Origin of the sequence: Novosphingobium sp. (assembly GCF_025351285.1) — a bacterium.
Classification (GTDB): Bacteria; Pseudomonadota; Alphaproteobacteria; order Sphingomonadales; family Sphingomonadaceae; genus Novosphingobium.
Window position 1 is genome coordinate 18,259 of the sequence record NZ_JANXWG010000058.1, and the last position, 22,491, is coordinate 40,749.

18 protein-coding genes and 1 pseudogene are annotated in these 22,491 nt (G+C 64.4%); 11 read left to right on the forward strand and 8 right to left on the reverse strand.

Annotated features, from left to right (window positions below):
* Positions 1 to 3: 3 nt before the first annotated feature.
* Positions 4 to 1,374 carry a methylenetetrahydrofolate--tRNA-(uracil(54)-C(5))-methyltransferase (FADH(2)-oxidizing) TrmFO gene (gene trmFO, locus Q0R16_RS07290; RefSeq protein WP_295634273.1) on the reverse strand — a complete coding sequence of 457 codons (1,371 nt, stop codon included), beginning with the start codon at positions 1,372 to 1,374 and terminating at the stop codon, positions 4 to 6.
* A 75-nt stretch (positions 1,375 to 1,449) separates the two neighbouring features.
* On the opposite strand from trmFO, the gene Q0R16_RS07295 reads away from it, so the two are divergent.
* A complete protein-coding gene (locus Q0R16_RS07295; RefSeq protein ID WP_295634276.1) occupies positions 1,450 to 2,115 on the forward strand; it encodes a lysoplasmalogenase family protein in 666 nt (221 codons plus the stop codon).
* Here the strand turns inward: Q0R16_RS07295 and Q0R16_RS07300 are convergent.
* The 3 genes and pseudogenes from Q0R16_RS07300 to gyrA all read right to left on the reverse strand — a co-directional run bounded on the left by Q0R16_RS07300 (position 2,093) and on the right by gyrA (position 6,126).
* Positions 2,093 to 2,461: a DUF952 domain-containing protein gene (locus Q0R16_RS07300; RefSeq protein ID WP_295634385.1), complete on the reverse strand. Its 369-nt coding sequence runs from the start codon at positions 2,459 to 2,461 to the stop codon at positions 2,093 to 2,095. The two genes, Q0R16_RS07295 and Q0R16_RS07300, sit on opposite strands and share 23 nt — an antisense overlap.
* Positions 2,462 to 2,545: 84 nt before the next feature.
* A pseudogene (locus tag Q0R16_RS07305) lies at positions 2,546 to 3,364 on the reverse strand (TauD/TfdA family dioxygenase); the annotation flags it as partial.
* On the reverse strand, positions 3,361 to 6,126 hold the full coding sequence (gene gyrA, locus Q0R16_RS07310) for a DNA gyrase subunit A (RefSeq protein WP_295634279.1): 2,766 nt from the start codon (positions 6,124 to 6,126) through the stop codon (positions 3,361 to 3,363). The pseudogene Q0R16_RS07305 and the gene gyrA, both read right to left, overlap by 4 nt.
* A 355-nt stretch (positions 6,127 to 6,481) precedes the next feature.
* On the opposite strand from gyrA, the gene Q0R16_RS07315 reads away from it, so the two are divergent.
* A complete protein-coding gene (locus Q0R16_RS07315; RefSeq protein WP_295634282.1) occupies positions 6,482 to 7,879 on the forward strand; it encodes a hypothetical protein in 1,398 nt (465 codons plus the stop codon).
* 94 nt (positions 7,880 to 7,973) lie between these two features.
* Here the strand turns inward: Q0R16_RS07315 and Q0R16_RS07320 are convergent, their stop codons facing one another.
* On the reverse strand, positions 7,974 to 8,642 hold the full coding sequence (locus tag Q0R16_RS07320) for a carbonic anhydrase (RefSeq protein ID WP_295634285.1): 669 nt from the start codon (positions 8,640 to 8,642) through the stop codon (positions 7,974 to 7,976).
* Positions 8,643 to 8,751: 109 nt separating this feature from the next.
* Between Q0R16_RS07320 and lipA the strand changes: the two genes are divergently transcribed.
* Both lipA and Q0R16_RS07330 read left to right on the forward strand, forming a co-directional pair.
* Positions 8,752 to 9,708 (forward strand): lipoyl synthase, encoded by a 957-nt coding sequence (gene lipA, locus Q0R16_RS07325; protein ID WP_295634289.1) that lies wholly within the window; start codon positions 8,752 to 8,754, stop codon positions 9,706 to 9,708.
* Positions 9,709 to 9,713: 5 nt separating this feature from the next.
* The gene (locus Q0R16_RS07330) at positions 9,714 to 10,169 is read left to right on the forward strand and encodes a type II toxin-antitoxin system RatA family toxin (protein WP_295634292.1); all 456 of its coding nucleotides are present in this window, start codon (positions 9,714 to 9,716) and stop codon (positions 10,167 to 10,169) included.
* Here the strand turns inward: Q0R16_RS07330 and Q0R16_RS07335 are convergent.
* Together Q0R16_RS07335 and Q0R16_RS07340 are read right to left on the reverse strand one after the other, a co-directional pair.
* Positions 10,166 to 10,696 (reverse strand): CinA family protein, encoded by a 531-nt coding sequence (locus Q0R16_RS07335; protein ID WP_295634295.1) that lies wholly within the window; start codon positions 10,694 to 10,696, stop codon positions 10,166 to 10,168. The genes Q0R16_RS07330 and Q0R16_RS07335 overlap by 4 nt on opposite strands.
* A 12-nt stretch (positions 10,697 to 10,708) precedes the next feature.
* Positions 10,709 to 11,911 carry a bifunctional 2-C-methyl-D-erythritol 4-phosphate cytidylyltransferase/2-C-methyl-D-erythritol 2,4-cyclodiphosphate synthase gene (locus Q0R16_RS07340; RefSeq protein ID WP_295634298.1) on the reverse strand — a complete coding sequence of 401 codons (1,203 nt, stop codon included), beginning with the start codon at positions 11,909 to 11,911 and terminating at the stop codon, positions 10,709 to 10,711.
* Between the two features lie 79 nt (positions 11,912 to 11,990).
* Between Q0R16_RS07340 and dusB the strand changes: the two genes are divergently transcribed.
* From dusB to hflX, 7 genes are all read left to right on the forward strand, one after another.
* Complete coding sequence (dusB, locus tag Q0R16_RS07345; RefSeq protein ID WP_295634301.1) at positions 11,991 to 13,028, forward strand: tRNA dihydrouridine synthase DusB; 1,038 nt, start codon at positions 11,991 to 11,993, stop codon at positions 13,026 to 13,028.
* A gap of 25 nt (positions 13,029 to 13,053) precedes the next feature.
* On the forward strand, positions 13,054 to 14,169 hold the full coding sequence (locus Q0R16_RS07350; protein ID WP_295634304.1) for an ATP-binding protein: 1,116 nt from the start codon (positions 13,054 to 13,056) through the stop codon (positions 14,167 to 14,169).
* The gene (locus tag Q0R16_RS07355; protein ID WP_295634307.1) at positions 14,169 to 15,599 is read left to right on the forward strand and encodes a sigma-54 dependent transcriptional regulator; all 1,431 of its coding nucleotides are present in this window, start codon (positions 14,169 to 14,171) and stop codon (positions 15,597 to 15,599) included. Before Q0R16_RS07350 ends, Q0R16_RS07355 begins: the two co-directional genes overlap by 1 nt.
* Positions 15,600 to 15,656: 57 nt before the next feature.
* On the forward strand, positions 15,657 to 17,918 hold the full coding sequence (locus Q0R16_RS07360; RefSeq protein ID WP_295634310.1) for an ATP-binding protein: 2,262 nt from the start codon (positions 15,657 to 15,659) through the stop codon (positions 17,916 to 17,918).
* Between the two features lie 54 nt (positions 17,919 to 17,972).
* The gene (locus Q0R16_RS07365) at positions 17,973 to 19,358 is read left to right on the forward strand and encodes a sigma-54 dependent transcriptional regulator (protein ID WP_295634313.1); all 1,386 of its coding nucleotides are present in this window, start codon (positions 17,973 to 17,975) and stop codon (positions 19,356 to 19,358) included.
* A gap of 171 nt (positions 19,359 to 19,529) precedes the next feature.
* A complete protein-coding gene (hfq, locus tag Q0R16_RS07370; RefSeq protein ID WP_295634316.1) occupies positions 19,530 to 20,156 on the forward strand; it encodes an RNA chaperone Hfq in 627 nt (208 codons plus the stop codon).
* 107 nt (positions 20,157 to 20,263) lie between these two features.
* Entirely contained in the window at positions 20,264 to 21,544 is a 1,281-nt protein-coding gene (gene hflX, locus Q0R16_RS07375) for a GTPase HflX (RefSeq protein WP_295634387.1), read from the forward strand.
* Here the strand turns inward: hflX and mazG are convergent.
* Positions 21,506 to 22,357 carry a nucleoside triphosphate pyrophosphohydrolase gene (gene mazG, locus Q0R16_RS07380; protein ID WP_295634320.1) on the reverse strand — a complete coding sequence of 284 codons (852 nt, stop codon included), beginning with the start codon at positions 22,355 to 22,357 and terminating at the stop codon, positions 21,506 to 21,508. The genes hflX and mazG overlap by 39 nt on opposite strands.
* Positions 22,358 to 22,491 lie beyond the last annotated feature (134 nt).

Consider the following 22,491-nt stretch of genomic DNA (forward strand, 5'->3'; position numbering starts at 1 on the left):
CCGTCAGGCGGGCACCAGTTCCGCTGCGGCCCGCCATGCCGCGAACGCAGTCCGCGCGCGGCCGGTATAGGCCTCCTTGCGCTGCTTTTTCTTGACGGTCTCGTCGACCGGCGGGAACAGCCCGAAATTGACGTTCATCGGTTGGTAGGTTTCGGCCACGGCATCGCCGGTGATGTGCGACAGCAACGCTCCGAACGCGGTTTCGCGCGGGGGCGAAGTCCAGTCCTGGCCGGCGAGTTCGCTGGCGCTCATCAGCGCTGCCATCAACCCCACGGCCGAGCTTTCGACATAGCCCTCGCACCCGGTGATCTGCCCGGCAAAGCGCACGTGCGGCGCCGATTTCAGCCGCAATTGCCGATCGAGCAGCCGCGGCGAATTGAGGAAGGTGTTGCGATGCAGCCCGCCCAATCGCGCAAATTCAGCGTTTTCCAGCCCCGGGATCGTGCGGAACAGGCGGACTTGTTCGGCGTGCTTGAGCTTGGTCTGGAAGCCGACCATGTTCCACAGCGTGCCCAGAAGGTTGTCCTGCCGCAATTGCACGACGGCATGCGGCCAGCGGCCATTGGGATGTTCGGCCGTCGCCCAGTGCGGATTGTCGAGCCCGACCGGCTTCATCGGGCCGAAGCGCAACGTCTCGAACCCGCGCGAGGCCATGACTTCGATCGGCATGCACCCATCGAAATAGGGCGTGTTTGCTTCCCACTCGCGGAATTCGGTCTTTTCGCCGTCGATCAGGCCCTGGTGAAACGCGGCATATTGCTCGCGGGTCATCGGGCAGTTGATGTAGTCCTTGCCCTCGCCGTCTTCACCTGAACCCTTGTCCCAGCGCGAGGCCATCCACGCCACATCCATGTCCACGCTGTCGCGGTGGACAATCGGCGCGATGGCATCGAAGAATGCAAGACTGTCCGCGCCGGTTGCCGCACCGATCGCTTCGGCCAGCGACGGCGCGGTCAGCGGGCCGGTGGCCACGATCGTGAGGCCTTCCGAGGGCAGATGATCGATCCGCTCGCGCACCACGGTCAGCGTCGGCTGGGCTGCCAGCGCAGCCTCGACTTCCGCGGAAAAGCGGTCCCGATCGACCGCCAGCGCCGATCCGGCCGGGACTTGCGCAATGGCAGCCGCCGCCATCACCAGCGAATCGAGATCGCGCATTTCCTGGTGGAGCAGCCCCACCGCGTTCTTTTCCGCATCGTCCGAACGAAAGCTGTTGGAGCAAACCAGTTCGGCCAGCGCATCGCCCTGATGCGCTGGAGACCGCTCTCCGGTCCCGCGCATTTCGGACAGCCGCACATGCACGCCTCGCCGCGCGAGTTGCCACGCCGCCTCGCTGCCCGCGAGACCGCCGCCGATGATATGAACCTGATGCGTCATGGAGCCCGCACTGGCATTGCCATCGCCTTGTCACAAGCCCCATGATCGCGCACGGACACGGCAGAGGGGGCAGCGATGCGCAGGCGCGAATGGACAATCTGGCTGGTTGCGAGCCTGGTCTTCGGCGCCAGCTTCTGGCTGGTTGCCGGCGCCGAAAACCACGGGCCATTGCTGGTGGCGTGGAAAGGGGCAGGGGTGGCCTTGCTGGCGGTCCATGCGCTGGTTTTCGCGATCGGCCACCCGGAGGCGCGCCGCGACGCAGCGTTGCTGGCAATGGTCATGGCTTTTGGCGCGGGCGGTGACGTAGCGATCGAGCGGAGCCTGACAGCAGGGGCAGGGCTGTTCCTTGTCGGACACGTCGTGGCCATCGCGCTTTATGCGATGAACCGCAGACGGCCAGCGCGATCAGGTGATCTTGCCTTGGCGGCGGCGATCCTCCTGATCGTTCCGGCTATCGCGTGGACCTTGCCAACCGACCGTTCGAGCGCCGCGAACGTTGCACTTTACGCCACCGGTCTCTCGGCAATGACCGCGATGGCCTGGCTCAGCCAGTTCCCGCGCGGCCGAGTGGCCACCGGCGCATTGCTGTTCGCGGCTTCGGACTTGCTGATCTTCGCACGGATGGGGCCGCTGGCGGGCAGCATGATCCCCCGTCTGCTGGTGTGGCCGCTATACTACTTCGGGCAATTCCTGATCTGCACCAGGGTTCTGGCAGGCCTTACTCGGCGACCGGAAGCCTGATCCGGCCGGCATGATCGCGCACCAGCGGGCCGTAAGCGATCACCACCGACAGTGGCAGCGCGGCATAGATGTGCGGAAACAGTTGCCCGCCGCGCGAAGGGTCCCAGCGCACCGCATCGCCCAAAGCTTCGAGATCGATCGCTCCGACGTGGAGATCATCCTGCCCGGAGAAGTGCTTGACCACGGTTTCGTCGATCTGCCCGGCGGTGGACAAGTGGATATAGCCATCGGCGAGATCGATCGGCGCCCCCGCGAACGTGCCGACTTGTTCGAGTTCGCTCATCTGCGTTGCGGTCAGGACCTTGTAGGCAACCGTCGGTCGCGCAGGTTCGGCTTGCTGTGTCATCGCCAATCTCCCCGAGCCACCGCGGGGCCTGTCGCCCAGGCTGCCGATCTTGCGCGGCTTCCAGGCCTTGATCGTTGTTCGGTGCAGCTCTCGGCGGTGGCCTTCGTAGCCTCCGGTGGCGCGATGCAGCACCGAGCGATTGTCCCACATGATCAGCATTCCCGGTTCCCACCGGTGGCGATAGACGAATTCATCGCGCGATTGCCAGGCGAGCAGATCGCGCAGCAGCGGGAAGGCCTGTTCGTCAGCCATACCTTCGATCCCGACGATATAGCCTGCGCAACTGAAAAAACCGCGCTCGCCGGTTTCGGGGTGGCTGTGCACCAGCGAATGCGTCCGCGTGGCGCGGGCATCCTCGCTGGGGCGGATCGCCATGCTGCGGCCGGCGTCTTTGGCCCCGTATGTGCCGTCGGGGGCATAGGCGCCGCGTGCGCTGTGAACCGCTGTGAGCTTGGCGAAACGCGCCTGATCGGCGGGCGGCAGCGCGGCAAAGGCCGCGATTTGGTCGGCAAACAGCGTGTCGCCACCAGTCGGCGGGATATCGACGGCCAGCAGGCAGGTTCCGGCGGGTGGCTGCTTGAGAAAGGTCCAGTCGCTGTGCCAGTTTTCGGCGAACAGCGGTGATTGCTCGTCAGCTTCGCGCAAGATCGCGGCGACGTTCTTGCGGCCGGGCAGGGGGGCGAAGAACGGATCCTCACCAAACCCGCCCATGGCCTGGGTGAAGCGTTCGAGCCCGTCATCGTCGAGCGTCTGATCGGCGAACGCCAGCACCCGGTGTTTGAGCCAGGCCGCGCGCAGGGTGGCGATGGTCGCTGCATCGAGCGTTTGCGAAAGATCGATCCCGGTCACGCGCGCGCCGCACGCCTGACCCGAGGGTTCGATCTTCATGCCCGCCACGTTCATTCGTCCGGCGGCGTTTCGGGCGGATTTTCGGCCACTGCCGCATCGGCGGTGTCCTCGGGCTCGGGGTCTGCCTCTTCCGCCAGCCGCACCGCTCCGACGACGTGCTCGTCGCCCGAAACGTTGAACAGCCGCACGCCCGCCGTGCCGCGACCGATCACGCGCAAGGTATCGAGCGGCAGCCGGATCAGCTTGGCCTGGTCGGTCACCAGCATCAACTGGTCGGCCTGGCTGGTGGGGAAGCTTGCGACAACGGGGCCGTTGCGGCCGATATTGTCGATATTGGTGATGCCCTGGCCGCCGCGATTGGTCCGGCGGTATTCGTAAGCCGAAGATAGCTTGCCGTAGCCATTGGCACAGACCGTCAGGATGAACTGTTCCTTTTCGGCCAATTCGGCAAAGCGTTCGGCGTTCATCGTCGGTTCGCTTTCACGCTCGTCTGATTCTCGGCCGGGCTTCCAGGCGGCGTGGCGCAGATAATCCTCGCGCTCATCCTGATCCTGCACGCCGACGCGGTGGAGCACCGACAGCGAAATGACTTCGTCTCCGGCCTTGAGCGACATGCCGCGCACGCCCGTGGAGGTGCGGCTGACGAATTCGCGGACATCGTCGGCGCGGAAGCGGATGGCCTTGCCCTGCCGGCTGGCGAGCAGCACGTCATCGGCTTCGTTAAGCAGGACAACGCCGATCAGGCGGTCCTCCGAATCGTCTTCGAACTTGATCGCGTACTTGCCGTTCGACGGGATGCGTTCGAACGCATCCATCGAATTGCGGCGGACGTTGCCCAGCGCTGTGGCGAATACCACCGACAAGCTGTTCCGCTCTGCCTCATCCTCGGGCAGCGGCAGCACGGCGGCGACGGTCTCGTCCTTGTCGAGCGCCGGCAGCAGGTTGACCACCGGCCGTCCGCGCGTGGCGGCGCCGCCTTCGGGCAGGCGCCAGACCTTGAGCCGATAGACTTTGCCCGCGGTCGAGAAGAACAGCACCGGCGTGTGGGTGGACGCGACGAACATCGTCGTCACCGCGTCTTCCTGCTTGGTGGCCATGCCCGAACGGCCTTTGCCACCACGGTTCTGCGCACGGAACGTCGAAAGCGGAGTGCGCTTGATATAGCCGTCGAGCGTCACGGTCACGACCATGTCCTCGCGCTCGATCAGGTCTTCGTCCTCGATCCCATCGGCCGCCGGCATGATCGGCGATTTGCGCGGGGTGGCGAACGCTGCCCGAACCTCGATCAGTTCCTGCCGCATCACCGCGTAGAGCTTCTGACGGTCTGCCAGGATCTCCAGATATCCGCGAATCGCCACGGCCAGCGTTTCCAGTTCGCCGCCGATTTCATCGCGACCGAGCGCGGTAAGCCGGTGAAGCCGCAATTCCAGGATCGCGCGGACCTGGATTTCCGACAGCTTGTAGGGCCGGCCCGAACCGTCGGCAGCATCGTCTGCGATCGCTTCGACAAGGCGAATGTAGGGCGCGATGTCACCAACCGGCCATTCGCGGGCAATCAGCCGTTCGCGCGCAATTGCCGGGTTGGACGAGCCACGGATGATGACCACCACTTCATCGAGGTTGGTGACCGCAACCACCAGCCCGAGCAAGATATGCGCGCGATCGCGCGCCTTGTTGAGTTCGAATTTGGTGCGCCGCGTGATCACCTGTTCGCGGAAGCGCACGAAGGTTTCGATGATGTCCTTCAGCCCGAGCGTTTCGGGCCGGCCGCCGCGGATCGCCAGCATGTTGGCGGGGAAGCTGGCTTGCGCAGGCGTGTGGCGCCACAACTGGTTGAGCACGACGTCGACTGTGGCATCGCGCTTTAGCTCGATCACCACGCGCATGCCTTCGCGGTTCGATTCGTCGCGAATATCCGAGACGCCTTCGATGCGTTTGTCCTTGGCGGCTTCGGCGATTTTTTCGACCAGCGAGTTCTTGCCGGTCTGGTACGGGATGCTGGTCAGCACGATCGAGCGGCGATCACCGCGCCCTTCCTCGATCTTGTGCTGCGCGCGCATCATGATCGAACCGCGCCCTTCGGCATAAGCCTTGCGCGCCCCCGAAAGACCCAGGATCAGCGGCGCGGTCGGGAAATCTGGCGCCGGGATGATCTCGCAAAGCTCGTCAAGCGAGATCAGCGGGTTGTCCATGTACGCCAGACACCCGTCGATCACTTCGCCCAGGTTGTGCGGCGGGATGTTGGTGGCCATGCCGACCGCAATGCCGCCGGCGCCATTGACCAGCAGGTTGGGGAAGCGCGCTGGCAGGACGTGCGGTTCGCGGCGCGAGCCATCGTAGTTGTCGACGAAATCGACGGTATCCTTGTCGAGATCGTCGAGCAGCGAATTGGCGACTTTGGCCAGCCGCGCTTCGGTATAGCGCATCGACGCCGGATCATCCGGGTCCATCGAACCGAAGTTGCCCTGGCCATCGACCAGCGGCACGCGCATCGACCAGTCCTGCGCCATGCGGACCAGCGCGAAGTAGATCGCGCTGTCACCGTGCGGGTGGTAATTGCCCATCACGTCGCCGACGATCTTGGCGCATTTGCGGTATGGCTTGCCCGCGACCATGCCGCCTTCCTGCGCCGCAAACAATATGCGGCGATGGACCGGCTTCAACCCGTCGCGCACATCGGGCAGCGCGCGGGCCACGATCACGCTCATCGCGTAATCGAGATAGCTGGCTTTCATTTCATCGACGATGTCGATCCGCTGATATTCGGGTTCAGACGGGGAAACGGGGGGATCGATGATGGTTGTATCGTCGCTCACGGGACCAGCTTTGTTATGGTTGGGGGCCAGAAGCCCTGGAAGAAGGCGGTTTCTCTAAACAGTCATGTGGCACTAGGACAATCGCCCGGCGATGACCAGCGAAGCCGGCTGCGGGCGGGCGGGAAGGGGCCGGTTTTCCACATTTGCGGCCCGCATTTGTCATTCAGGCGTCACCGCGGCCTGAACGGGACGCACGCTGAACGTTCAATCGGCGTTCAACCGGTACTTTCTACCTCCCGGCTAGTTGCCAAGCGGATGATTTGACGCCAGTAGCGGCTCATTCGTGTGGAGAGGACGCGCGATTTTCGGGGGCTCAATCCCGTCGCGGTCCGGGTCAGACAGGAGAAGGTTCACGATGCGCGCATTTAACGCCAATTCGGGCAACACCATTTCGGCAAAATCGGGCATGATCGGGCGCGTTGCTCTGGGCATGGCGCTTGCTGCTGCAACCCTCACCGGCGGCGTCGATGCCATGGCCAAGGACAAGCCCGCCGCAGTACCCGCCGGCAAGGCAACCGCCAACTCCAAGGAATTTGCCACCGCCGCCGCGCCGCTGCAGAAGACACTTGCCGACGCACGGCCTGCAATTGACAAGTTCAATGCTGCACCCGTCGGTGCAGCAAAAGATGCCGCGCTCGGCGAATTGAAGGCTGTGATGGCGGGTGCGCCGCCGCAGTTGGCCGTGGCTGAAGCGGCCGTCAAGACACCGGGTGACCGGCTGTTGCTGGGCCAGTGGGGCAGCATGGTGGGTTCGGTTCTGGGCGATGCCAAGCTGATGCAGCATGCCTTGCAGAACGTGATCGACAGCGGCGTTGCGCCCGATGATCGCATTCCCGGCTATCGCTTCCAGCTCGGAAACTCGGCGTACGCCAACAAGGATTATGCCGGTGCCATCGCGGCGCTGACGCCGCTGGTCGCAGGCAACTTTTCCGACAATGCCGCCGCTGAAATCCTGGCCGATTCCTATGCCAAGCAAGGCCAGCCGGCGCAGGGCCTGGCCGCAATGAAGGTGGCGGTCGATGCCCGCCGCGCAGCCGGCGGAACGGTGCCCGATAGCTGGTTCACCCGCGCCAATACGATTGCCTACTCTGCCAGTCCCAAGCTCTCGACCGAGGGCGTGCAATGGGCGCAGATGATGGTGGCCGCCAACCCGACGCCGCTCAACTGGCTTGGCGCTGCGCAGCTCGTCCGGCTTTATGGCAACTACGGTTCGCAAGACACGGTCGACATCTCGCGGCTGATGTTCCGCACCGGCGCACTCAACGGCAAGTCGAAGGACATCGAACGCGAATACGTCGAATACCTGCAGGCCGCCGATCCGCGCCGCCTGCCGGGTGAAGTCGTCAAGGTTGGTGATGCCGCCATCGCTGCCGGCGCATTGCGCGCCACCGATACTTTCGTCGCGGATTCGCTGACGCAGGCGCGCGGCCGTGTTGCGGCCGACAAGGCGTCGCTGCCCGCCGCCGCCAAAAGCGCGCAAGCATCGCCAACGGGCGTGCTTGCCATGGCCACCGGCGATGGTTTCCTGTCATATGGCATGGATGCGCAGGCCGAGGAGCTTTACAAACTGGCCATCCAGAAGGGCGGCGTAGACAAGGACAAGGCGACATTGCGCCTGGGCATCGCGCAAAGCGACGCTGGCAAGACCGCTGAAGCCAAGGCCACTTTCGGCACCGTTGCCGGAAAAAGCGCACCGATTGCCAAGCTCTGGTCGACATATCTCGATGCCAAGGCGGTTGGCAAAGCCGGCTGATCCAGGGCGTTCAGAGCTAAACCAAAGGGGCGGTTTCCGGATGGAAGCCGCCCCTTTCGTGTGATGGCATCTTGTGTGATGCCATCGGGCTTGGTCAGTCGACCGGGTAGAAAGCGTCGTCGGCTTCATCCAGCAAGTGCAGCAGCCCGTCGGAAATTGCGAAAAATGCGCCGCGCAGCCGCAGCGTGCCTTCGCGCTCCTTGCGGCGGATGCAGGGGAATGTCCGCAAGTTGGCCAGGCTGACCTTGACCCCGGCCTGCTCCATCGCCCGTTCCGCAGCGCGACCCTCGGTGCCGAATTCGGCCACGATCGGATCGCGGACGTGGTCCAGCATGGCAATCCAGTCGGCGATAAAGCCACCTTCGCCGCGTTCGGCGCCGCGCATTTCCTCGGTCAACGCAGCGCGGCAGCCGCCGCACATGCCGTGGCCCATCACCACGATCTCGCGCACCCCCAGGATCTGCACAGCAAATTCAAGCGCGGCCGAAACGCCATGGTGGCCGGGCGCGGTCTCGAACGGGGGCACCATTGCCGCCACGTTGCGGACCACGAACATTTCGCCGGGATCGGTATCGAAGATCTGCGCAGGATCGACCCGGCTGTCCGAACAGGCGATGACCATGATCTCGGGGCTCTGGCTCTCACGCAACTGGCGCCAGCGTTCAAGCTTGGGCGTCCACCCCGTATCGCGGAACCGACGGTAACCCGTCACGAGTCGATCGAGTTCGGGTGTGACGGGGACGGGCAAGGAAGAATCGGTCATACGCGCCTACTGCAGTGCACAATCGGTGCTGGCAAGCCGCCGGCCCATCGGCGAACGATATCACCAAATCACACTGGCAAGCGCGCGCCGAACGGCCTATCTGCGCAGAATGAGCGAAGCAACCACCAGCACCCTTACAGCCGAAGCCCTCCCGCGTCAGCGCAAGCCCGATTGGATCCGCGTCAAGGCACCGACCAGCAAGGGCTATGGCGAAACCCGCCAGTTGATGCGCGATCTCAAGCTCAACACAGTGTGCGAGGAAGCGGCCTGCCCGAACATCGGCGAATGCTGGACCAAGAAGCACGCCACGGTGATGATCCTGGGCGATGTCTGCACGCGCGCCTGCGCTTTCTGCAACGTCAAGACCGGGATGCCACGCGCTGTCGATCTGAGCGAACCGGGCCACGTGGCCGAAGCGGCGGCCAAACTGGGGCTTGAGCACATCGTCATCACCTCGGTCGATCGCGACGATCTGCCCGATGGCGGCGCCAGTCAATTCGTGCGGGTGATCGAAGCGCTGCGGCGCGAAACGCCGCGGACCACGATCGAGATCCTCACTCCCGATTTCCGCAACAAGATGGAATCGGCGGTCGAGGCAATTGTTGCCGCCGGACCAGACGTTTACAACCATAACCTCGAAACCGTGCCAAGACTTTACCCGACCATCCGGCCCGGCGCGCGTTATTATGCGTCGCTGCGCTTGCTCGAACAGGTCAAGCGGCACGATCCTCGGATCTTCACCAAGTCGGGCGTGATGCTTGGGCTGGGCGAGGAGCGGCTCGAAGTTCACCAGGTGATGGACGACATGCGCTGCGCGGGGATCGATTTCCTGACGATGGGGCAATATCTCCAGCCCACGCCAAGGCATACCAAGGTCATCGATTTCGTGACCCCGCAGGCCTTCACCGCTTACGGCGCGATCGCGCGCGCGAAAGGCTTCCTGCAAGTCGCGGCGAGCCCGCTGACCCGGTCGAGCTACCACGCCGGCGACGATTTCCGCGCCATGCGCGCGACGCGTGAGGCGCAACTGGCCAAGGTTGCGCAAAAAGCTCTCCCCGGACTGTAATTATCGTGCCGCGGATCGCCGAAACCCGTTATTTGCCGTTTAGCGCCGACCAGATGTTCGATCTGGTGGCCGACGTCGCGCGCTATGCCGAATTTCTGCCGTGGGTGGTGGCGACGCGGGTGCGGTCCGATAGCGAGACCGAGATGGTGGCCGACATGCTCGTCGGGTTCGCCGCGCTGAAGGAAAAGTTTACTTCACGCGTCCTCAAGCAACGCCCGGCGACCATCCGGGTCGAATATCTCGACGGCCCGTTGAAGCGGCTGGAGAACGACTGGACCTTCGTGGCGATCGACGCGCACAATTGCCGCATCGATTTCCAAGTCGATTTCGCCTTTCGCAATGCGCTGTTCGAACGGCTGGCCGGCCAGCACCTAGACCGTGCGCTGCGGCGCATGGTCGGTGCATTCGAGGCGCGCGCTGCAGCACTTTACACGCAGCCATCGGCGATCGGTCGCGGTTAAGCGCAGCCGGATTCGACTTTCGCGTCGGGCATCAGCAGTTCGAGTGCGACGATCGTGGCGGCCTGGCGCACTTCGGACCGGGTCCTGGCGTTTTCAAAGAACCTGACTTCGGCGCTGCACGCTTCGGGCGGCTGGCCGCGCACCGCGCGCGCAAACACGACAGTGCCGACCGGCTTCTGCACCGTTCCGCCGTCGGGCCCGGCCACTCCGGTGATCGCCACCGCCACATCGGCATTGCTGTGCTGCAACGCGCCTTGCGCCATCGCCCAGGCCACCGCAGCCGAAACCGCGCCGAACGTGTCGATCAGGTCCGCCGAAACCCCGAGCAGGTCCTGCTTGGCCTCGTTCGAATAGGTCACGAAGCTGCGATCGAACACGGTCGAGCAACCGGCCACTTCGGTGATTGCTGCGGCAACGAGGCCACCCGTGCAGCTTTCAGCCACCGCAAGGCACCGTCCAGCGGCGATGTTTGCCTTGACCACGCGTTCGGCGAGTTCGGCGATCGCGGCGGGGAGCAAGTGGTCCATGGTGTGTCTCTCTCAGGAAACCGGGATAACTGCCGGGATAACTGTGGCGATGGCCTGCGCAGCGATGCCTTCGCCGCGACCGGCAAACCCCAACCGTTCGGTGGTGGTGGCCTTGATGCTGACCGCATCTGCGCCGATCACCAGGATTTCAGCGATTCGAGCGACCATCGCGGCCTTGTGCGGGCCGATACGCGGGGTTTCGCAGATGATCGTCACGTCGACATTGCCGATCCGGTAGCCGGTCTGGCCGACAAGCTTGGCCGCGTGCGCCAGGAATTGGTCGGACGAGGCACCGCGCCATTGCGGGTCCGACGGCGGGAAATGATCGCCGATGTCGCCCGCAGCCACGGCGCCGAGCAGCGCATCGACCAGCGCGTGGATCGCCACATCGGCATCGCTGTGGCCTGAAAGCCCGCGCGAGTGTTCGATCTTGACGCCGCAGAGCCACAGTTCCTCGCCCTCGACCAAGCGGTGGACGTCGAAGCCCAAGCCAGTTCGGGGCCCAATCCGGGGAAAGTTCATATGTGCGGGGCGCTCCTGCGATTGATTGTCGAAATCCGAAGCAAACGTAATTTTGTGCAGCGCTTCGTCGCCCTCGACCAGCCCAACCGACAGCCCGTCCGCAACTGCTACCTGGGCATCGTCCCCGGCCGTGGTCGGGCCTTGCCACGCGCGATGCGCACCGAGGATTGCGGCGAAGCGAAACGCCTGCGGGGTCTGAACGCGATGCAGCACCTCTCGGGCAATCGGCTCGGCCATCATCCCGCCTTCGCCGCGCACCAGGCTATCGACCACCGGCAATACCGGGATCGCGCCGGGCGAAATGTCCAGCGCAGCGATCAGCCGATCGATCATCGCAATGCGCAATCCTGGCCGCGCCGCATCGTGGATCAGGACGTTTGCAGGCGGCTCACCAACCATCGCTTCAAGCGCCGCGCGCACCGAGTCCTGCCGGGTCTCTCCGCCGGTCACGAAGCGGATACCGGGCAACCCCGCTGCTGCGGCCTGGGCCAACGCGTCCCCGCCTTCGGGAATGGCCACCACGATCGGAGCAATGCCGGCGGCCACCAGCGCTTCGAGCGAATGACGCAGCAGTGGCTGGCCGCGCCACTGCGCGAACTGCTTGGGCACCGCGCCACCCGCACGCATGCCACGGCCCGCGGCGACGACCACCGCTGCGGTGCTTGCAAAACTGGGTGAGGGGACAGTTGCCATCGTCGCCGCCTCTACCAGCCTTGCCGTGCGGACCGCAATCGACTAAGCGCTGCCTGTTTTTTAGGCAACATTGGTTCCCATGACCGCTACTTCCGCTCCGACCCCGCCCAAACTGGCGCCGCTTTCGATCGGGCCGATCCACGTCGGCTGCCCGGTGATCCTGGCGCCGATGACCGGGGTGACCGATATGCCGTTCCGCACGCTGGTTCGGCGGTTCGGCTCGGGGCTGAACGTTACCGAGATGATTGCCTCGCCCGCGATGATCCGCGAAACCCGGCAATCGTTGCAGAAGGCGGCGTGGCACCCGGCAGAGGAGCCGGTCTCGCTGCAACTGGCGGGTTGCGTGCCGCATGAAATGGCTGAAGCGGCCAGGCTCAACGCCGACCGCGGCGCCGCGATCATCGACATCAACATGGGCTGCCCGGTCAAGAAGGTGGTCAACGGCGATGCCGGATCGGCGCTGATGCGCGATTTGCCGCTGGCCGCCGCGCTTATTGCAGCAACGGTCAAGGCCGTGGATGTGCCCGTTACCGTAAAGATGCGGATGGGCTGGGACCATGCCAGCCTCAACGCGCCCGAACTTGCGCGGATTGCCGAGGATCTGGGCGCGAAGCTGATCACTGTCCATGGCCGAACGCGCAACCAGATGTACAAGGGCTCGGCCGACTGGGCGTTCGTGCGGCGCGTCAAAGAGGCGGTGTCGCTTCCGGTCATCGTCAATGGTGACATTTGCGGGATCGAGGATGTCGCAACCGCACTCGAACAAAGCGGCGCTGATGGCGTGATGATCGGGCGCGGCGCTTATGGGCGGCCGTGGCTGCTCGGCCAGGTCATGCACTGGTTGAGCACGGGCGAACGCTTGTCAGACCCTGCATTGGCCGATCAATTCTCCCTGATCATAGAGCATTACGAGGCGATGCTCAGCCATTATGGCAACGAGACCGGCGTGAAAATGGCGCGCAAGCACCTCGGCTGGTACACGCGTGGATTGCCCGGATCGGCCGAATTCCGCAATCGCGTGAACTTCGTCGACGATCCGCGCGAAGTGATTGCCTCGCTCGGTCGGTTCTATGGTCCGATGCTGGGCCAGCCGGCGGAATCGCGCGCAGCCGCATGAGCGGATGTTTTCAAGTCAACCCCGCATGAGTGGGTCGGCGGACTGGAAGCGGCCCGATTCGGCGCGGCTGATTGCCAGCCTGCCGCTTGCATGCCTGCTGGTTGCGCCCGACGTGACGATCGCCTCGGCCAACCCGGCGGCCGAGCAATTGACCGGGCAGGGGGCGCGGCGCCTTGTCGGGCGATCGCTTGCCTCGCTGCTGTCGTTCGGTGAACCGTTGATCATGCAGCGGATCGGCGAGGGCGATGCGCAATTGTTCGCCCGAGCCGCGAAAGTTTCGATCAATGGCCAGCCGATGCGCCAATTCGACGTGATGACCGCGCCGGTGCTCCATTTTCCGGGCTGGCAGATGCTGGTGCTGAACGAACCGCTGGGCGTCGAAGCGTTGACCGGTGACGGTGCGGGCGCGGGGGGAGGCGGCGATCATGTCGTCCGCGCACCCGAAATCCTGGCACATGAAATCAAGAACCCGCTCGCCGGTATTCGCGGCGCGGCGCAATTGCTTGAACGCACCGTTCCGGCCAAGGACCGTGCGCTGACCGACCTGATTACATCGGAAGTCGATCGCATCGCCAAGCTGATCGACCAGATGCAGACGCTGTCACGGCGCAGCACCGATCCGATGCGGCCTTGCAACCTCCACGAGGCGATGCGCCGTGCACAGGCGGTCATCTCGGCAGCCAGCGCGCATGCGGTGTCGATCGAGGAGGAGTTCGACCCATCGCTTCCGCAAGTGATGTGCAACCCAGATTCGCTGGTGCAAGTGCTGCTAAACCTGCTTGCAAACGCGCGCGAGGCCAGTGCACCGGTCAGGGAACCCAGGGTCCGCGTGCGGACGCGCTTTGCCAGCGGGATCGCCTTGCACCGCGGCCCCGGTAACAGCCCGCTGCGCTTGCCGATCGAAGTGCGGGTCAGCGACAACGGGCCAGGCATCGATCCAGCGTTAAGCGATCACATTTTCGAACCGTTCGTGACATCCAAGAAACAAGGGCAGGGATTGGGCCTGGCACTGGTGCAGAAACTGGTGCGCGAAATGGACGGCCGGATCACGCACGATCGCGAAGAGCCGGCCGGCTGGACGCATTTTCGCATCCATCTTCCCGTCGCCAAGGGGCTCGGCCCGAACGCGGAGCGCGGCTGATGCCCAAAAGCGTGCTGATGGTCGAGGATGACGCCTCGATCGCACTGGTGATCACGGCGGCGCTCGAGGCTGAAGGCTACAGCGTCAGCAGTTGCGAAAGCATCGCCGAGCGCGATCGCCTGCTGGCCAAGGGCCCGTTCTCGTTGATGCTGACCGACGTGATGCTGACCGACGGCGACGGCATCGCCACGATCGGCACCGTCCGCGAGCAACGGCCCGACATGCCGATCATCATCCTGTCGGCGCAGAACACGCTCGATACCGCGGTGCGCGCCAGCGATACCGGCGCGTTCGAATACTTTCCCAAGCCGTTCGATCTGGAGGAACTGGTCCGCGCGGTCGGCCAGGCGATCGGTTCGGGCGATGGCAAGGGCATCGACGACGATGACGACGAAGCGCTCGAAGGCTTGCCGCTGGTTGGCCGATCGGCGCCGATGCAGACGGTGTTCCGCATGATTACGCGCGTGCTGCGCAACGATCTGACCGTGCTGGTGCTGGGCGAATCGGGCACCGGCAAGGAACTGGTGGCCGAAGCTATTCACCAGCTCGGCAGCCGGGCGAGGGGGCCGTTCGTGGCCGTCAACGCCGCAGCCATTCCGCACGATCTGATTGAAAGCGAACTGTTCGGACACGAGAAGGGCGCGTTCACCGGCGCGGTGGCGCGGCGGATCGGCAAGTTCGAGCAGGCGAGCGGAGGCACGCTGTTCCTCGACGAAATCGGCGACATGCCGATCGATGCGCAAACACGGCTGCTGCGTGCGCTCCAGTCGGGCCGGGTGCGCCGCGTGGGCGGGACCGAGGAAATCACGCTCGATTGCCGGATCGTCGCGGCCACCAACCGCGACCTGATGCCCCTGATCGCGGCCGGGCAGTTCCGCGAGGACTTGTACTACCGGCTGGCGGTCGTGCCGATCGAATTGCCGGCTTTGCGCGAACGGCGCGACGACATCGAGGCGCTGGCGCGGCATTTCCTGTCGCGCGCGGCGGCAGAAGGCCTGCCGCGCCGGCAGCTTTCGGCCGCCGGCGCAGAGTTGCTGGCGCAGCAACCGTGGCGCGGCAACGTGCGCGAATTGCGCAACGTGATGTTCCGTCTGGCGCTGCTGTCGCGCGATGATGTGATCGACGTCGCTACGATCGAGGGATTGTTCGGATCGCAAGGCGTCAGCGAGCCCGCCCAGACAACGGGAAATCCGGCAGGCGGTATCCACGCCGCATTCAGCGCATGGTTGGCCGGGGCCAAGCCGCCCGTCGGTCGTCTGTATGATGAAGCGTTGGCCGCTTGGGAACGCCCGCTGTTCGAACACGCCCTGGCCGCAACAAGCGGCAACCAGTTGCGCGCGGCGCAGTTGCTCGGCATCAATCGCAACACCTTGCGCAAGCGGCTGAGCGAACTTTCGGTCGATCCGGAGCAATTCACCGCCCGGACTTGATCGGTTCGACGGAAAGTGCTTGCATTTGGGCAACAGTGGTGTTGTTTCCGGGCAACGATGGCCACTCTGATCGCGCGCACCGCCCGCCGAATGCCACGCTGGAGACGGCGGCTGCTGGTTACCGCCCGCCGCGCCAATGTGTTCTTTTTGTTCGAACTGGTCTCTGCCGCCGCGCTGTCGATGATGATCGTCATCGCCTGGCTGGCGATCAGCAGCGGCCATTCGCAGGCACGGCTGCTGCCGTCGCGGACAACCACCAGCCTGCTCGTGGGTACGCTGGTGCCGGCGATGGCCTTGCTCGTGTTGTGGGGCCGGCGGCTGGCACTGCGCCGCGCAAGCCGCGGGCTGGTTGCCAGCAATGGCCAGTTGCACGTGCGGCTGGTCTGGCTGTTTTCCCTCGTCGCTGCGATCCCGACCTTGCTGGTAGTGTTGTTCGCGTCGCTTCTGTTCCAGTCGGGCGTGGAGTTCTGGTTCTCGGACAATTCGCGCGGGATGCTGGAGAATGCCAACAAGCTGGCGCGCGGTTACTACGACCAGAACTTGCGCGATGTCGGCAACGAAACCGTAACGATGGCGGGCGATCTCCACGCCTATCTCGACCAGGCTTCGATGAGCAGCCCGGCCTTTGCCGAAGGCTATTCGTTCCAGGTTGTCAGCCGCCGGCTCAACGAATCCGCCATCCTGCAGAAATCGCCCGACGGTGCGCTGCATATCGCCGCGATCGTCGATCCCGAAAAGGTGACCGAGCGTCAGCGCGTCACGCCCGAAGAACTGCGCCGGATCGATGCGGGCGAAACCGTCGTCGTCACCCCGAGCGAGCAGCGTATCGAGGCAGTGACCGCGCTCGATCGAACGCGCGGCATTTATCTTTATGCCGCGCGCAATTCGGATGCGCTCGCGCTCAGCCAGTGGGAGCGCGCGCAAAGCGTGCTCAAGGCCTATGGCGAGCTGATCAGTCGTGCCGCCGCGCTGCAATTGCGCTTCAACTTCGCGCTGCTTACGATCAGCCTGGCGCTGGTCGGGCTGTCCGTGTGGCTGGCGTTGCGGATTGCCGACCGGCAGGTGGCGCCGCTGGCCGAACTGGTGTTCGCGGCGCGGCGGGTGGGCAGCGGCAACCTGGCGATGCGCGTGCCGCCGCGTGGCGGAGCTGACGAAATCGGCATGCTCAGCCGTGCGTTCAATCGCATGACCGCGCAGATCGAAGGGCAAACGCAGGCGCTGGTTGGCGCCAACGCCAAGCTGGAGGAACGCCGCGCCTTCATCGAGGCAGTGGTCGAAGCGATCACCGCCGGGATCATCTCGATCGACGCCGAAGGCGCGATCCTGCTGATGAACACCTCGGCGCAGCGGCTGTTGCTCGATAGCGCCGCACCGCGCCCGCTGGGCATTCCGCTCGCGCAATTGTCGCCGCAGCTTGCCCAGATGCTGGAGACGGATCGGCCTTCGGGCCTGATCCACTACAGCAAGGACAACGACTTGCGGACGCTGGCGGTCAAGATCGTGGCCGATGCCAACGGGCACGTGATCACCTTCGAGGACATTACCGCGCAATTGCTCGACCAGCGCCGCGCCGCCTGGTCCGACGTGGCGCGGCGCATTGCGCACGAAATCAAGAACCCGCTGACCCCGATCCAGCTCGCCACCGAACGCCTGCGCCGGCGCTATGGCAAGCAGATCACCGTCGATCCTGAACTGTTCGATGAATTGACCAGCACGATCATCCGGCAGGTCGGCAGCTTGCGCAAGATGGTCGACGAATTCTCGTCGTTCGCGCGGCTGCCCAAGCCGGTGTTCCGCACCGAAGATGCCAACGATCTCGTGCGCCAGGCACTGTTCCTGCAGGAAGTTGCGCGCAGCGACATCGGCTTCAGCTTCGCCTGCGACGAACCCAACATCACCATCGCGTGCGATCGGCATCAGATCGGCCAGGCTATGACCAACGTGCTCAAGAACGCGGTCGAGGCGGTCGAATCGCGCGCGGCGCGCGAGGACATCGATTATCGCGGCCGCGTCGCGGTTACGCTGGCAGGCGACCGCGACAGCGTGACCGTCAGCGTGACCGACAACGGCGTGGGCCTTCCGCCCGAACGTGATCGCATCCTCGAACCGTACGTCACCACGCGCGAACGCGGCACCGGCCTCGGCCTCGCAATCGTCAGCAAGATCGTCGAGGAACACGGCGGCGAAATGGCGTTCACCCCCGAACCAGGCGGGGGCACGCGCGTCACCATGCGCTTCGCACGCGATCCGCTCGCTCGCAGCAACGCGCAATTTTCAGCCAGCGATGCACCATTCCAATCCGCGGCCGCTGCCGAATGACCCAGTCAGAATGACCCAACTTACATGACATTACCCCCAACCAGGACCAGACCCATGCCCCTCGATATCCTCATCGTCGATGACGAGCGCGACATCCGCGAACTGGTGGCGGGCGTGCTGAGCGACGAGGGCTATGGCTGCCGTCTCGCCGGCGACAGCACCGCCGCACTGGCCGCGGTGGACGAACGCCGGCCCAGCCTGGTGTTGCTAGATGTGTGGCTTCACGGCAGCCCGATGGACGGGCTGGAAGTGCTCGACGAGATCAAGAAGCGCGAACCCGAACTGCCGGTGATCATCTTCTCGGGCCACGGCAATATCGACACCGCGGTCTCGGCAATCGGACGCGGGGCGATGGATTTCATCGAAAAGCCGTTCGAGGCCGAGCGGCTGCTGCTGCTGGTCGAACGCGCCACCGAAACCGAACGCTTGCGCCGTGAAAACGCGCGGCTGCGGCAGGGCTTTGCGATGGCCGACGAATTCACCGGCAGCAGCGCGCAGATCAACCAGGTCCGCGCCACGCTCAAGCGCATCGCCAACACCGGCAGCCGGTTGCTGATCACCGGACCATCGGGTTCGGGCAAGGAGGTTGCCGCACGACTGCTCCATAGCTGGAGCCCGCGCGCGCAAAACGCGTTCGTGACGGTCAACTCCGCGCGGATCACGCCCGAACGTTTCGAACAGGAACTGTTCGGCGAGGAGGCCGACGGCAAGCTTATCCGCGCGGGCCTGCTCGAAATGGCCGATGGTGGCACGCTGTTCCTCGACGAAGTGGCCGAAATGCCAGCTTCGAGCCAGGCGCGGATCTTGCGCGTGCTGACCGAACAAAGCTTTGTGCGGGTGGGCGGGCATCGCCAGATCCGCGTCGACGTGCGCGTGGTCTCGTCGTCATCGCGCCCGCTCGAAGTCGAAATCGCCGAACGACGTTTCCGCGAGGATCTCTATTACCGGCTCAACGTGGTGCCCGTGACGATCCCGGCGCTGGCCGAGCGACGGGACGATATTCCGGCGCTGGTCGATCACTTCTTCGCCCGCTACGCCGCCGAACAGGGCATTCCGCCGCCTGCTGTCGTGCCCGAGGCGATGGCCGCGCTGCAAAGCTACGATTGGCCGGGAAATGTGCGCCAGTTGCGCAATGTCGTCGAGCGCACGATCATTCTCGCGCCGCGCGAACGGCTCGCCCGCATCGAACCCGACATGCTGCCGACCGAGATCGTCTCGGGTCCGATGGGCGGCGAGGGGGGCGGATCGGCGCTGATGGGCGTACCCTTGCGCGAAGCTCGCGAGAATTTCGAACGCGAATACTTGCGCGTCCAGATCCGCCGTTTTTCGGGAAATATCTCGAAAACTGCGAGCTTTATCGGCATGGAACGGTCGGCTTTGCATCGCAAGCTCAAGCTACTGGGTATGGTCGATCGGCGCGAAGACGAAGTGATCGACTGAAGATTCGGGAACCGATGGCAATTTGAGCGTTTACGTCCCGGGGCCCAGGCCATATCGTATGGGCGAATAAGCGGCACATGGCGGATCGAATGATTCGTCCCGTGCCTGATTGCGTAGTTCTTGTTCCCGAATGGGGCGAGGACGCGCCAATAAGCAAAGGAGCCATCACAGATGACCGGGAAAACTTTGTCCGCTCGCCTAAAACCGCAAGCTGAAACTGCGCCGTCGGATTCCGATCAGGGCGAAACAGGCGCTGCAACGGCGCCTGCATCTACCAGCGCCGCAGCGTCGCCCGGGCCCGCATCGAGCGGCAAGGGCCAGAACCTGCAGGACGCGTTCCTCAACCTGCTGCGCCGCAACAAGATGCCGGTAACCATGTTCCTGGTGAAGGGCGTGAAGCTTCAGGGCATCGTCACCTGGTTCGACAATTTTTCGATCCTGCTGCGCCGCGATGGCCAATCGCAACTGGTCTACAAGCACGCGATCTCGACAATCATGCCAAGCGCGCAGATCCCCGTCAGCCAATTCCAGGCGCCGGTCGATGACAACGGTCGCAAACCGCGGCTGCTGCAGGAAGTGTTCCTTTCAAGCGTGCGCGATGCGGGCGTGTCGGTCACGATGTTCCTGGTCAACGGCGTGATGCTGCAGGGCAAAGTCGCGGCTTATGACTTGTTCTGCATGCTGCTTGAGCGCGAAGGCTATGTGCAGCTTGCGTACAAGCACGCGGTTTCGACGATCCAGCCCGCCGGTCATGTCGACCTGAGCGGTGATTGGGACGGAGAGGACAGCAGCCGCTGACCGATCACCCAGAGGGCGCCAATCGACCAGAAGGCGAAAAGAAGACCGGACAAACGGGCGCGAACAAGGACCTCTACAACGAGGTTTCGCGTGGTGCCCGTGCGCTCGTGGTACTTCCCGATATCCGCGCGCGTGGCGGTGGTCTGGCTGAAAACGCCGAAACCCGGTTGGAAGAAGGCGAGGGTCTGGCGCGCGCGATCGGGATCGAAGTGGTCGATTCGTTCGTACTCCCGATTCGCGCGGTCCGCCCGGCCACGCTGTTCGGTGAGGGCCAGGTCGAGCGCATGGTCGTTGCCGCAAACCAGTCCGATGCCGAACTGGTCGTGGTCGATGGCTCGCTTTCGGCGATCCAGCAGCGCAATCTTGAAGAAAAGCTCAAACGCAAGGTCATCGACCGCACCGGGCTGATCCTGGAAATCTTCGGCGAACGCGCCGCCACGGCCGAGGGCCGGCTGCAAGTCGAACTCGCGCACCTCGATTACCAGGCCGGGCGTCTGGTGCGAAGCTGGACTCACCTCGAACGGCAGCGCGGCGGATTCGGCTTTCTCGGTGGTCCGGGCGAAACCCAAATCGAGGCCGACCGCCGGCTGATCCGCAACCGCATGGCGCGGATCCGGCGCGAACTCGAACAAGTTCGCCGCACGCGCGGGCTGCACCGCGATCGCCGCAAGAAGGCTCCCTGGCCGATCGTTGCGCTGGTGGGCTACACCAACGCCGGCAAGTCCACGCTGTTCAACCGCGTGACCGGCGCCAGCGTTTTGGCCGAAGACCTGCTGTTCGCCACGCTCGATCCCACGATGCGCAGCGTGCGCCTGCCAGGGCTCGACAAGGCGATCCTGTCCGACACCGTGGGGTTTATTTCGGATTTGCCAACGCAACTTGTCGCAGCGTTTCGCGCCACGCTCGAGGAAGTGACTGCAGCCGATCTGATCGTTCATGTCCGCGATATCGCCAACCCCGCCACGGCCTCGCAGAAACGCCAAGTCGAAATGGTGCTGGCAGACCTGGGCGTGGCCGGTGACGAGAAAACGCCGCCGATCCCGATGATCGAGGCATGGAACAAGTGGGATCTGCTCGACGAGGAAGATCGCGCCACACGGCAGGCCTTGATCGACGCCGACATCGCCGGTGTGCCGGTGGTGCCGATTTCGGCGCTGACCGGGGAAGGGCAGGACGCCCTGATCGGCAAGATCGCGGCGATGCTGACCGGCGGGGCGGAAACACTCGACCTGATCATCCCGCTTGCCGACGGCCAACGGATTGCCTGGCTTCACGCCAATGGCGAAGTCCTGGCCGAGGAACCCACCGAAGACAGCGCTGGCACCACGGCTCTGAAGATCCGCGTGCGCTTAGCCTTGCGTGATCTGGGTCGATACACCCGGCTCTAGCGCCTTCACGCGCTGCCACAGCGTTTCCTGCTGATCCAGCGTGAGGTTTGCAAAGGCCGGGTCCAGAGCCTCCATTGCGCGAAAACGGCGTTCGAACTTGGCATTGGCCGCGCGCAACGCGTCCTCGGGCGCAACCCCATTGGCGCGCACCAGGTTGACCGCTGCGAACAGCAGATCACCAGCCTCCTCGATCCGTTCGGCCTGGGTTCGGGCCTCAGCCAATTCGCTCATTTCCTCCACCACTTTGGCAGCCGGTCCAGTCGGATCGGGCCAATCGAAACCGACCCGTGCAGCGCGCTTCTGAAGCTTTTCGGCGCGCATGAGCGCGGGCAGGGCAAGCGCCACGCCATCGAGCGCGCTCGTTGCCCCGGCTTCGACGCGTTCGGCAGCCTTGATCGCTTCCCACCGCTGCTCCCGCCCGGTTGGCACGCTCGTCAAGTCATCGCTGGGGTTGCCGAAGATATGCGGATGGCGCTGCTCCATTTTCGTTGCAATGGCGCAGGCCACGTCGCCGAAGGCAAAGTGGCCGGCTTCTTCGGCCATCCGCGCGTGAAACACGACCTGGAAGAGCAAATCGCCAAGTTCACTACGCAAATCACCGACGTCGCCGCGACCGATTGCGTCTGCAACCTCGTAGGCTTCCTCGATGGTGTAAGGTGCGATCGTTTCGAACGACTGGGCGCGATCCCATTCGCAGCCCGTCGCCGGATCGCGCAACCGAGCCATGATGGTCAGCAAGCGCTGCAATTGATCCACCGGATCTGGGGTCGATCTGTCAGGATTTTTTCGGGGGAAGTCCGTGACCGATGTCATGGCGAAACCGCGTCCTTGTTTCTGCAAATTAGAGAAGACACTATTTCGGCCAGATAGAGATGTCACGGCTTGATGCAGCAGGGGCTGCGTGGAGCCCTCGATCTAGCGCAGCGCAGCCCCTGCTGGTGCGCAGG